This is a genomic window from Pseudoalteromonas sp. SG43-6, assembly GCF_014164365.1.
GTDB lineage: Bacteria > Pseudomonadota > Gammaproteobacteria > Enterobacterales > Alteromonadaceae > Pseudoalteromonas > Pseudoalteromonas rhizosphaerae.
Map to the genome: position 1 here is coordinate 1 of NZ_JACJEZ010000033.1, position 12,692 is coordinate 12,692.

The 12,692-nt window shown below is 35.1% G+C and carries 13 protein-coding genes; all 13 read right to left on the bottom strand.

Annotated elements, in window-relative coordinates; translation table 11 throughout:
* Positions 1 to 196 precede the first annotated feature (196 nt).
* The 13 genes from H5201_RS14435 to H5201_RS14495 all read right to left on the bottom strand — a co-directional run bounded on the left by H5201_RS14435 (position 197) and on the right by H5201_RS14495 (position 12,665).
* Positions 197 to 1,003, bottom strand: a complete 807-nt coding sequence (locus H5201_RS14435) for a hypothetical protein (protein ID WP_182718764.1) — start codon at positions 1,001 to 1,003, stop codon at positions 197 to 199.
* A 142-nt stretch (positions 1,004 to 1,145) separates the two neighbouring features.
* Complete coding sequence (locus H5201_RS14440; protein ID WP_182718763.1) at positions 1,146 to 2,642, bottom strand: helix-hairpin-helix domain-containing protein; 1,497 nt, start codon at positions 2,640 to 2,642, stop codon at positions 1,146 to 1,148.
* Positions 2,643 to 2,645: 3 nt separating this feature from the next.
* Entirely contained in the window at positions 2,646 to 4,115 is a 1,470-nt protein-coding gene (locus H5201_RS14445; RefSeq protein WP_182718762.1) for a PP2C family serine/threonine-protein phosphatase, read from the bottom strand.
* Positions 4,115 to 5,164, bottom strand: coding sequence for a TerY-C metal binding domain-containing protein (locus H5201_RS14450; RefSeq protein WP_182718761.1), 1,050 nt, complete (start codon positions 5,162 to 5,164; stop codon positions 4,115 to 4,117). The genes H5201_RS14445 and H5201_RS14450 overlap by 1 nt, the downstream gene beginning before the upstream one ends.
* 9 nt (positions 5,165 to 5,173) lie before the next feature.
* Entirely contained in the window at positions 5,174 to 5,818 is a 645-nt protein-coding gene (locus H5201_RS14455) for a VWA domain-containing protein (RefSeq protein ID WP_182718760.1), read from the bottom strand.
* 9 nt (positions 5,819 to 5,827) lie between these two features.
* A complete protein-coding gene (locus tag H5201_RS14460; RefSeq protein ID WP_182718759.1) occupies positions 5,828 to 6,478 on the bottom strand; it encodes a VWA domain-containing protein in 651 nt (216 codons plus the stop codon).
* Positions 6,479 to 6,624: 146 nt separating this feature from the next.
* Positions 6,625 to 7,080, bottom strand: coding sequence for a tellurite resistance TerB family protein (locus H5201_RS14465; protein ID WP_182718758.1), 456 nt, complete (start codon positions 7,078 to 7,080; stop codon positions 6,625 to 6,627).
* An 11-nt stretch (positions 7,081 to 7,091) separates the two neighbouring features.
* Positions 7,092 to 7,703 (bottom strand): HAD family hydrolase, encoded by a 612-nt coding sequence (locus H5201_RS14470; RefSeq protein WP_182718757.1) that lies wholly within the window; start codon positions 7,701 to 7,703, stop codon positions 7,092 to 7,094.
* Between the two features lie 2 nt (positions 7,704 to 7,705).
* Complete coding sequence (locus tag H5201_RS14475) at positions 7,706 to 8,794, bottom strand: cysteine protease StiP family protein (protein ID WP_182718756.1); 1,089 nt, start codon at positions 8,792 to 8,794, stop codon at positions 7,706 to 7,708.
* Positions 8,791 to 9,570, bottom strand: coding sequence for an HAD family hydrolase (locus H5201_RS14480; RefSeq protein WP_182784957.1), 780 nt, complete (start codon positions 9,568 to 9,570; stop codon positions 8,791 to 8,793). Before H5201_RS14480 ends, H5201_RS14475 begins: the two co-directional genes overlap by 4 nt.
* On the bottom strand, positions 9,558 to 10,631 hold the full coding sequence (locus H5201_RS14485; protein WP_182718754.1) for a phosphoribosyltransferase domain-containing protein: 1,074 nt from the start codon (positions 10,629 to 10,631) through the stop codon (positions 9,558 to 9,560). Before H5201_RS14485 ends, H5201_RS14480 begins: the two co-directional genes overlap by 13 nt.
* 357 nt (positions 10,632 to 10,988) lie before the next feature.
* Positions 10,989 to 12,074, bottom strand: coding sequence for a sodium:calcium antiporter (locus H5201_RS14490; RefSeq protein WP_182718753.1), 1,086 nt, complete (start codon positions 12,072 to 12,074; stop codon positions 10,989 to 10,991).
* Between the two features lie 12 nt (positions 12,075 to 12,086).
* Positions 12,087 to 12,665 (bottom strand): TerD family protein, encoded by a 579-nt coding sequence (locus H5201_RS14495; RefSeq protein WP_182784960.1) that lies wholly within the window; start codon positions 12,663 to 12,665, stop codon positions 12,087 to 12,089.
* Positions 12,666 to 12,692: the final 27 nt, after the last annotated feature.

Consider the following 12,692-nt stretch of genomic DNA (forward strand, 5'->3'; position numbering starts at 1 on the left):
AAGAAATAGTCGAACAGGTTTCGCAAGCGTGGAATAAATTCATTTCTGTTCCTGATACGGTTAAAAGCATATGCTCTAGAGACTGGATAAAATTGACTTAATCTTTATGCAGATTGGTATTAATCGTATCAAGCTTAAGCAAAAGAACCGCCAACCGTAATCCTATCGAATAAACCGGTTAGTTCTCACTCTAAACTTAGGCTATAGCTTTTAGGCTTATCTCACAGTTTTCAATAGTAAAACTATTTCCTTTAGTGATTTCGACTTTTTTATCATCTGTTTCAGAGTTAAAAAATATTTTTTCACCCTCAAGAGAAATACTACCAATCTGTTTTAATACTGCTATGCCTTGACTTGTTAAGTTAATATCCATGTCATCTGTAAACCCAACGGAGATAGGATCTGCTCCAAGTGTTAAATTAAAACTATGAGGCTTTACTAAAGAGATTCCAGTTTGAATTGGTTTTAATGTGACATTAATTGATGCTTTGCGAAATACCTCTTCTGATGTTGCGACCATAAGCCCTATTACAGCACCAGTTACAACAACACCCATCGTATAACTTAAACCAAGGTTCATTACAACTAGGCCAATTGCTCCACCAACTGCACCAGCAATTAATGCAACCTGAACTTTTAAGTTAGGAATTCTTAACGAAGCAACATACCCTGCTGCCGCACCACTGATACTCCAACCAACTAGTCGTCCTATACCATCAGAAAAAATGCTCATCGACAAAAATGCTAACAAACCACCTGCGGCCCCAATCCCAAGCCCTTTAGCTGCACCATTAAGTATTTTATTTGTATTATTCCATGAGTTACTTTGGTAATAATTTTGTACATAGACAAGAAAAGCACCTATGAGAGCTGCGTCTATAGCACCTGTGAAAACCCAACTGCTAAAAGGTGAATCAAGAAGACCTAAAATGTTTGCCAAAATGGCACTAGCACCACCACCAATACCGGCTCCTGCTGCGAATAAACCCTTTTTATTTATCATATTCCGTCCTATAGAAAAATTTATTAGTGTAACTAATTTAAGTTGAGCAAACGTCACCTAGTGATGCCTATTTTAATAAACCAAAAACTGCTATTTATTTGCTATGATTGTTTTGTTGTTAACATGTATGTCTTATACTTTTTTATTTACTATCGACCATTTGAATATTCAATAATCGGTCGCCCCTCCCATTTCCAATTAATAAATTAATTCCGTCTGTAACTTCAATTTGGCTGCCAATTGTATAAGCCTCCTTTGTTGTCGCATTAATTAAGTTAGGCATATTTTCATTCACTAAATACCAAGCATTATTATGAAAAACAAAATACCCTTGTCGTTTTTTATCACTTTCTTGTAATCTTTCATTCGGTGTAATAAAGCGATTTGTGTGCCAGCGGTACAATGACTGATTCGTATACACCATTAATCTATGATTGTCAGAAACAAAACGACCTTTTTCTCTTTCTGAATAGAAATTAATAACCGGAAGCAACCCTCGATATTTAGTGCTGCAAAAAGGACACGTTGGAGATAGTGTGTTGTCAAAAATATACCAGCCTTGTGAGCACGTATCATTAACGCATGGCTGAATCAAATCAATCGATTTAATTAGCGCGCTTTCCCACTCATCAGCTGTTGGTCTGCCCTGAGGCGAATGAAGCCCTTCAATAAACGCTCTTTCGAATAACTTACTTATGTAAGGACCTGTGATGGTATAAGGCAGTTTATTTGTGTCTTTCCAAGGTAGCTCTGTTGCTTTTACTCTTTCTACTTTTATTCTGTTATCAGCGTTTGTAGGGTGTTCCACAAATAGAGCTTTTTCGCCCATTGATAACATTTCATCTTTTTGTGGGTCTAAATCTCTTACTTTATCGCCTCGCAAGGGGTGGCGTAATAATAAGTAGTTATAGATTAGTACCGCTAATGCATGCCTATCAGTGGATATATTTGGTAAACACCTAGCAGGATCTGTTTTAGATAAGTGCGCAGTGGCTACAACCTCAGGTGCAATAAAGTCAGGTGTGCCTACTACGTCTGGCGGGTACTTTCCTGGCACAACAAGGCCATCAATATCAATGATAGTTGCAAGCCCTTCGACGGGCGACACAAGCACATTTTTATAACTTAAATCTGAGTGGGCAAGTCCTGCTGCATGTAATCTACGTACGGCTCTGGCAATAGTAAGGGATATTTTTAAGTATTTAGACCAATCTCCTTTTTCACGTTTATCAAGAAAACGATTTTGATTATTTGCAGATGCAAACCACTTACCTTGTTTTTCTTTGCCTTTGATATTTAAAAAATCATTATTGACTGAGCCGTAATCAAAAAAGAAATGAGGCTGATACGATGGCACAACGATGCCTGTGCGACCGTCGTGTTCAACAATTTTTTCAGGCCAACAAAAAAAGTTTTTCCAGTAATCACCTGTTTCATGTTGAAAAACACTTTCACGATACCGACCCGTGATCATCTCTAGTCGTTCTATACTTGCATGATCTAGCTCGTCTCTATAAAAAGCGACCACATAAGATTTACAAGGGCTAAAGTACACATCTTTCATTGCACCTGAACCAATAATCTCATCAACAAATTCTACTGTAGAGCCATCAAGTGCGTTTATTTTAACAACTGTCATAAATCACTCCTTAACTAGGCAAACAGAAATTGTACGATCGTCATGGTTACCCTTTGACCAAAAATCCATCCACTGGGTTAAACCTTTTAAGCCATCTTCGCGGTTCTTGTTTGTAATATGCGGCTCTAACTCATTCCATAATCGATCCCAATGAGGTAATGAATCTAGTTGTTTTTCTGTTTCAAACCATGCATCGGTGATCCCATCTGTAGCAAGAATAAGAGCACTCATTGATTCAACTTTTTCTACTCTAACGCGCCTGTAAACACTACCATCTTCAAATATTCTGTTATCTAAAAATCGAGTTTGTCCAGCAAATTCACCACTGTCTGGCTCGCCCATTAACACTACTGTTTTATTTTTATCATATATTGCAATACCACCGTCACCAATCCAAAAAGAAATAACAAGGTAACCACCTTGCACTTTTTTATGTGCGGCAAGTATTAATGTTGTAGAGAAGTCTTTTACGCTGTCGCCTTTACTTGCATCAACACAATTATTTATTGCTTTAGCGGCACTAAAAACAGCCTTTACAATAGTATGTTGGTAAACTTCGAGTAATGATTTTTGGTTTTCTTCGTTACTATCATTAGAAAAATCATTATATGTCTTTTCAAGTGCGCTGCCATAATGCCCATTTAAAGACTCTTTAAGTGAATCGGTTGCATTACTAACAGCTACAAATGCGCCTTGGCGAGAATATTTGCACGAACCTGCACCATCAGCAACACAGCTTATAATCCATTCGGATGACTTATCACAATAGAGTTTAAAATCGTCATCACGATGAATACCTTTGTGAGCATGCGAGCGCCCTCTTACACTGCACCCCATTAATAACATGCTACTATTTTCACAATATGCGTGGTGGGTATCTGGTTTATGAAAACGAGCCGTTTCATCTGAGGGTATATTTTTCCAAAGTGATTTCGGATCTGGCACAAAAGTTACTTTTATTCTTACAACAACACTCTGAACTTGCCCATTAGCAAGTGGGGTTGAACCGTATAAATCAAACTGATGATCGCCAACTTGAGTAGTTGTGCCAGATAGCATTAATTTATCTGGATCAAATTCTACTCCCTCAAATTCATCAACACTTTTAGTTTGAAAAAAGCTGATCTTTGTATTGGCTTCACTCTCAAAAGATATTGATTCTGAAAACAACGTATTTATTTTAAGATTAGGTAATCGGACATTAATGACCAAAGGCGGTATTTGTTTATTTACACTTAAATTGTTCTTTTTTTTATGCAATTTTCCACCCTCAAAGGTTGTTAGACGCACCACACTCTTGTCATTCTTTACTAATGGAGTAAGTTCATTAAGTAATGCATTGATATGATGCTGTACAACGGTTTGATCTAAATATTGGTTAGCTCGCTTTTGAACAAATGACTGTCTGGTATTTGTAAGTGAAGCTTGGAGTAGAATCTCAAATAATGCTTGTTCAAGCTTTACTTTGCTCATTAGCCCTGGCCTCGCGTAATAGAAAAATCACTGCTTCCTTGACTGAACTTAATACTTTTTTCGCACCATGGACACATAACAAGATCCTCGTCACCAATACACAATAGTTTACCACAACCGCACATTGCAAAAGCTGACTGATTTCCGCATTGCGGGCAAGGCGGAATACCATCAAGAGAAGAAGTATCGACGCTCTGTGCAACATAGTTATCAGAGGACCATTCAAAGTAACTTTCTTCTAATTTATAAGCGCCTTCGAGATGATAATACTTATGGTTTGGAATAAAGCGCTCCATACCTTCAACGAGTCTTGGTTTAATGTATTTAATTAGATAAGGACGCCGATTAGTTGAACAACGCCCGGTTAACGTTACACAACTTGTATCAGAAATATTCTGTTCAGAGGTATCCCTAATCACTTTTAAGCCAGCGTTATCAACTTTATCTAAAGATACTGGAGAATTTTTATTGTTTAACTCTATCATTTGACTTTGTGCTTTAACGGATGCACTTACCCACTCAATAAATTTAAAAAATTGATTTTTACCTGTATTTTCTAGCGCTAATACGGAATTTGCAACTTGATTTAATATATCAATATCTGCATTTAGACCCAGTGTAATGGCAATAAGGCTAGCATTTTTAGCGTACTTATCTTGCCAACGCGTAATTGCCTTACTAGGGTTATCTGTTGGTTTCCCATCAGTAATAAGAAAAACAATAGGTTCCCAATCACCACGGGTTTCATACGTGGTTTTTTTTACATTGGTATCTATTTCATCCATCAATACATTTAATGCGCTACCCAAAGAAGTTCCACCACCAACAGGAATTTTAGGTGGATAAAAAGAAATTAAATCAACTAAGGGGGCAATTACTTTAGATTTTCCTGCAAATGCAATGATACTAATGAACACAGTTTCTAATGAATTAGGATCTTGACGCAAAGAAGAAACAATACTCTCGATTCCTTTCTCCATCAACTCAATTGGCTCTCCTGTCATTGACTCTGAAATATCTATAACAAAAAAAATGGGTAATCTACGCATATTATTTCCTTATAATACGATTTGAAACTCAGGCGGTGGAGGTGGTAATGAGTTTTCTAATGGTCCATCAACACCCGAGCTCATAGAGCCTGCTGCAATAGAATCACTAACCCATTTAAAAAATTGCGCGAATGCAGAACTTTCCATATTGTCTAATACAACAACATTCTTTGTTAATTGTTTTAAAAACTCAGGTTTTGCTTTTGGACCCGCTGCACAGGCAATTATTTCAGCAAAGTTACTAGCCTTAACTTTAGGCAGGCTTTCTTTAAATACCATCAAGTCTGAAGGTGAACCATCTGTCATAATAAATAGCATGGGCCTAAAGTCTCCTTTAGTCTCATCAGAAGATTTAATGACATTTTTTGCTACTTTATCAACTACAAACTCTAGCGCTTCTCCCATATGAGTAGCACCAGATTTAGGTAATTCAATTTCTGAAAACTGCGCACTTTCAAGTGGAGTTAATGGTAAAATTTCTTTGATTTCACGATCAAAAGTTATTAAAGATAAATATACTGATTCAAGTGCATATGGGTCTTGTCTGAGTGCAGTGAGCATTGAACTAATACCGACATTAACTGCATGAATAGGCTCTCCTTGCATAGAGCCTGAGCTATCAATTAAGAGATATACTGGTAATCGTCGACTCATGACGAGCTCCTACTTTTTGGTTAAATCAACTAAGTTAATTTCAGGTGGTGGAGGTGGTAGGTCTGATAGTTGTGATGCTTCAGACTCACCGTTTTCGACTTTTTGAGAGTTTGTTGAAATACTTGCAGATACCCATTCAAAAAAAGCTGATATTGCATTCGAGTCTGTATTTTCAAGATGCACAACATTCTCAGTAATTTTCGTGAGTTCATCTATTTTTGCATGATGACCAGCAGCACACGCAACTATAATACCCATTTTAGTTGCTTTTAAATCATCAATGCCTTTTTGAAAGTCATCCGTTGCACCACCATCACTAAATACAAAAACTAATGGCCTCCAATCGCCTTTTTCTTCTAAGGTCGTTGTTTTGACTTCTTCATTAACTTTGTTCGCTAATAGAGTAAGTGCAGACCCTAGTGATGTAGTACCTGATGGAGTGAGTTCAGGTGCTTGAAACGACATCAAGTCTGTAAGTGGCACTGACTGAACCGCTTTACTGTTAAACTCAATTATCGATAAAAATGCAGTTTCCAATGCGTAAGGGTCTTGGCGTAAAGAAGAGAGTAAAGTTTCTAATCCATTTTTTACAGATTCAATCGGTTCTCCATACATAGATCCAGATGTATCTAATAATAGGTATACTGGTAAACGTCTCATTATGAGCTCCTAAATAGGTAATGATAAAAACTAATCTCAGAGGAAACAGCCAATATAAACTAACAACACAAGATAATAATTGTCATTATTAATTTATGAACATTTTTGCTTAGAGTCTCGTCTACACATTAGCTTTTATAACTGATTTATAAATCAAACTCAGATGGTAAAATACCAACAGCATTACAAGCATCCTTAATTGCTTGCTTTTCATCTGCGTCAAAATCTCCATCAGCTCCACCAATAATAATACCTAATTGAATACAAGCTCTCGCTTGGTCTTGCTTACCTTTTAAAGCACTTAACGCTTGAATGGCTTCTATTTTACCAAAATCATAATCCGCTTCTAATTTATTACAATAAAAATCGAATTTATCTTTTAGATCCGATGCAGAAAAAACTTTTAAAGACTCATTAGACATAATAAAACCAGTCGTTTTTTTCCGCTCATCCGCATCTATATCACCATCAGCGGCTGCAACTAATGCACATATAGCCATTGAAGCATCTGCAAATTTCTTGTTTTTAAATTGTCCAATGTTCTTTTGTAAACTATCGTTTGCATCGCTTATTTTTTCTTTAACGTTATTCCAAAAACTCATACTATTCTCCATTAATTGTTTATAAACGGACTTAATTGCCCTTTTTTAACATAAAACTTTTTTTCAGCGAGCTCTAACATGGGGATATCTACAGGTAAATTACCGTATGCCTCTTCAACTGAGCACGTTAATTTTTCACCCGCAATTAACGTATTAAATCGCGCTACTTTTTCTTCAATTTGGCACTCTGTACCAATTAATCCATTTAGTACATTAGCATCTTCTTTCAATAATGTACCAATTACTCTTTCAACGGGCCATTGTAGTTTATTAACTATACCTTCAATAAAGTATTGGGGCGAAGCGGTAATAATCCAAATTTCTACCCCTTGAGCGTGTAAATGCATCATTCTGTCTACAACAGGTTTAATAGGTGTTAATTTTTCAGCGGTATCTAAGCCTGCTTGAAATACTAGTTCGTTACTTTTTTTGTTTAAAGAAAGCATATAAAAATGCTGCTTAATTGAGTTTTTTATTGTTCTTCTGGATACTTTTTGTTTGGTAAATATGGGTAAAAGATAAGTAAAAAGAGGTCTTTTACCTAAAAAATACTTGAATAAAAAACTCAAAGAGTTTTCTTTCACTAGTGTTTCGTCAAAATCAAATACTGCAATTTTTTTCATAACTAATCTACATCTTTTATAAGTGCACAAGCACCAAATGGCATTTCAGGTAGTACACATACCTCAATACTTTTTTCGTTGGCAATAGTAATTAAATGTGCGATATTTGGGTTGTTAGCGTCATTTACAATTAAAAGATCTGGCACCCGTCGTAACATCACTCGTGTTGCTTCAGCAATTCCGGGTTTAATTCTGTTTATATCAGTCACACTAAATTTGCTCATTAATAAACGAATATAATTTTGAGTTAGCTGATGGCGTGCTTCTCTTTGCTGCTGATCTGGCACTGCTGCTAATTTATAATATACAGTTTTAAAGCAATTGGAAATTTCAAAAATAAACCAATTTGAATGATCATATTGAGCTAAATGCTCATACGAAATACACCCATGAAAATCATCTTTTTTAATCTGTTCATTAATAACTGAGCGACTAATTAAACCACTTACTGTTGAGTTCATTAACGCACTGGGTATTGCATAGTCTTGGTAAGTAACTGAGTAATCGGCAGTTCCACCTATATCAGATACAACATATAACGTATTGCTTATGTTAACTTTACGGCTGGCATTATAATCTTCAATCGCTTTTTTAAGCTCTTTAGTAATAACACCTTTGGCAGTCCAACCATCAATAAATACGATGCTTTGAGGAGGTATTTTCAAATCAAAAATAAGATAATCCAATGCATTAACATCAATACCTTTATCGCGAACAATACTAATTGAGTAATGCGTTGAATTATATTGTGAGTAGTTGTTTATACCTTTATTAACAAGCACGCCAATAGGTGTGCCCGCTCTAACTAAAGAAACAATACACACATCTTGCTTAATATTATTGGAAATGAGGCAAGATAGATTAAGAATTTCTTCAGCTAATTTATGCTTATATTTTGCTGTTAAATCATGAAATAACTTTTCATATTCAGGTGTTGGCTTACTTTCTTGGCTAACCATTTGAGAGTAATGCAATTGACCCGTTTGAATTAATCTTTCTTTATCTTCGATAGAATGAAATTCTGGTTTTATTTTTTTTAATAAGAATATGCAATCATGCTCTGGATAACTACCAATTAGTGGTGTTTTCATTGATTTAGTTCCCTATCTAAAATTTGCGAACCGTTGGGAACAATTAAAAAATCAGACTCTTTCATAAAAGGTAAATCACTATTACTGTCGCCAATACTAAACACCGTATCATGCTCTCCTATCTTCAATTTATTTTTAATATACCTAACGGCAACGTCCTTTCTTGCATAAGGTGGTAGTATTGCAAAATTACGACTATTACTGTGCAATAACATGTCATCTTCAAGTATGCTTTTTAAATACGAATCAACATCTTTCGCTTTATTTTCGCTGTAATCATTTCGTGAAACTTTAACACAAATATAAGCAGTAATACCTTGGTCAGTAATCAGCCTTACCTTTACAGTGTTACCTATTGCAGTAAAATGATTATGTAAATGGTTAAACGTTTTTACTAACTCACTTTCCCAAAATGCTAAATTAAACTCTGCGTTAATAAATGTATGCCATCCATCTAGCAATCTGTGATATTTATCTAATATAACAGCGCCATGCGAGACCACAGCATACGGTGTGTTTTTAATAACAGGTAAACTACAATTTAAAAACGAATCTGTTCTTCTGCCTGTAACTGGTATAAATACGCCACCTGCGGCTTCAAAAACACCAAGTAGTTTTTGTTGCTGCAACGAAGAATACCCCTGAGCTTCACCCTGGTTGTTCGTTGTTGCTACAAAAGATAAATCTCTTTTTGTATTTTTTAGGTTTTTAAACAATGAGTCGTCTAAATCAGTAAATACAAATAGCCTGGAGGTACGTTGTGCTAGCATTTCCATTCGTGGTATTTAACCTGTTCAGTAAAAAGTAACCCTTCATAATTTTTTTCACTAACGACAAATATTGATTTGTTTTCAGGAAAAAAATTATATAGATAATGTTCGGTATCATTTTCGACTGTTATAATTTTATATTTATTAACTATCGCATCGCATAGTAATATTGGCGAACGATTAATAGACTGAAAAACGACTTCCACGCCTTTATTTTCAAGCCTTTCTGCCAATAAAAATGGAATGTACTGATGTTCTCCATCGGCAATAACAACGGTGCTTTGAGATGTATCAATGCCCTTTATTTTTTCTTTGTAAGGCATTAATAATCCACACCGCCCTGTATCATTTGCACAAAGCGCACTAGAGATCTTTGAGTTTACTTTTTTAGGGAGTTGAGGATTAAAACCAGGATCTTTATCTAAACTAATATTAGCTTTAAGTAAGGAAACATAACGAATTGGAATATCTAAATTAAGTTCATATAAATAGTTTTGTTCACCCATCAGGTCGACAATTGCCGTGACCACTATTTCTTCTAAATCGGGTAAGTACGGAAGTATTTTTAAAAGCAATACCTTAATAGTGCGACCTGTTGTAATTTCATCATCAACAATAACAAGTCGTTTAGATTTTACTATAAAGCTTAGCAAGTTTTCACTTGGTTGATAAAACATATGATTAACTGCGTGACTATGTTCTTCATCTACAGTAAACCATAACTTTTCATCAAGCTTATGCCTCGTGGTGTGTTGAAAGTAAACATCATCATTTTGCGTGTGAGCTAAACTATCTGCCACACCTGCACCTAAACCTGTTGCAGCCTCTGCAAAACTTACGACATAGGTTTGTGATCCCTCTCCGATTTTTTCAGCTAATTGGTTATAGGTTTGCCTCATTAACTTTGGCGAAGTTGGGGTATAACGTCCTATTAATTTGTTTACTAAAATAAAATGACGCTTAGGATTCTCTCGACAAGCAAATGTCAAAATACGATCTAATGTTGCTCTTTTTTCATCCGTTTTTAACGAGAGTATACCAGCCTTAATGTCGTAGATATGTTTCATATTTTCCAGTTATATTTTAAGTATGCTTATAAAAAATCCAGTTGCTAACCCCCTGTTTAACTGAAAATTTTTAATGTATTGATAAGTTAATTGTATTTTTCAGCTAATATTTTTGTCTATTTTTATACCCCAGCATTTAACAAACAATACTAATTTTTTATCTGTTGAATAAATAATTCGGTTAATAATAGTAATAGAAAAACGCGATAAAATATGATTATTTAAACATTTTAGTTCTTAAAGAAAAAGCGAGTAAAAAGCAATGAATTTCATGCACCATAATTATAAATGGGCTTAATATTTAAGCCCATAATTTTATTAACATCAAGCTTATATCGTTTTATAAAAAATTAATACCTATTGAATAACGAAGTACATACTCGCTGCCCAAAAAGTAAACATAGCAAGTAAAAAATACGCTATGGTTTTTGTCACTTTCTTATAATTAAATAATAAACTCGCAGCCACTGCAACTGTAACCCCAACAATAGACCAACGTAATATTGTTAAGTTTTCATCTTGTACAAGTGGTAAAGAATCTACACCATTAATTATAAACCAAGCTAATAATGGTAATGCAAATGCAATGGTTGTATCAAAAGTGTTAGATGCTAATGGGTTAGCAACTGCATCTTCATATTCACCTTTTTGAGCATCTTTAACTGATAAAATTAAGTCTGGTACAGATGATGCCGCAGCACCAAAAACTAAACCAGCAAAAAACTGAGGAACACCTAATACTGTTGCGCTGCCTAAAACACCTTCAACTAATATATGAGAAGCCCCCGAAATAACAGCAATAGCGAATGATATAACAATTAAAGCACTTGTTGCCGTAAAGGTACGGTTTGAGAAGAATAAAGCATTAAAGTTAAATGTTAAAATATTAGCAATAACACCTTTATCTTCTATTTCTTCATACTCATATTCTTCATCATCATCGCCACTTATGTGATTTTTAGCATCAAAATATAAATGAACTGCATATAGAAAATAAATTACATTTAATATAACAGCCATCCAAACTGTAAAACTATTAAAACCAAGGCAAACAATTAGTGTAATTTCTGCGGTTAAAACCCAAAAAACATCACGTAATAAAACGCGTTTATTAAGTTCAATATGCTCTACAGATTTACCATTTCCATCTCTCGCCATAATTATAGACAAAGCAGGTATAACACAACCATTAAAGATAGCAGAACCAGCTGTAACACCTAAAGCAACCATAACTAGAGATGGGTCGTTAAACCAAAATAAACAAGCAATAACAACACACATTTCAGGCATGCTAGAACCAATAGCATTCACAGTCGCCCCTTTAACCCCAGGTGGGAAGTTACGACCTAAATACCCTGCTGCCTGCTCAAATGTATCGCACGCAAACTTCAGTAAGTAACACGACAAAATAATATATATAAATGGTAATATTGTATCTAACACGTATTTCTCCGACTAGGCAATATTAACGCCATAATTAACAGCCATAGCATGCAGACCACCTGCATACCCTTGACCAACCGCTCTAAACTTCCATTCATTATTATATCTGTACAGCTCACCAAAAATGATCGCTGTTTCAGTTGAGTAATCTTCTGATAAGTCATAACGAATTATTTCTTCATCTGACTTTTCATTAACAACGCGTATAAACGCATTAGACACTTGCCCAAAGTTTTGAGAACGGGCGTTTGCATCATGAATGGTTACACCAATAATAATTTTATGAACGTTATTAGGAACAGCCGCTAAATCAATTTTTATAGACTCATCATCTCCGTCACCTTCTCCAGTTAAATTATCTCCAGTATGCTCAATTGATAAGCAAGGAGAAGTTAATGCACCATAAAAAATGAAGTGTTGATCAGATATGATTTTTCCATTTTCATTCAACATAAACGCTGATGCGTCTAGATCAAAATCGGCACCATCTGATGAACGAGAATCCCAACCAAGTCCGACTAAACATTTACTGATACCAGGTGCAATTTTTTCAAGAGAAACATTTGCGCCCTTTTGTAAGGAAATAGCCATTAATGACTCCTTTAATATCTATAAATA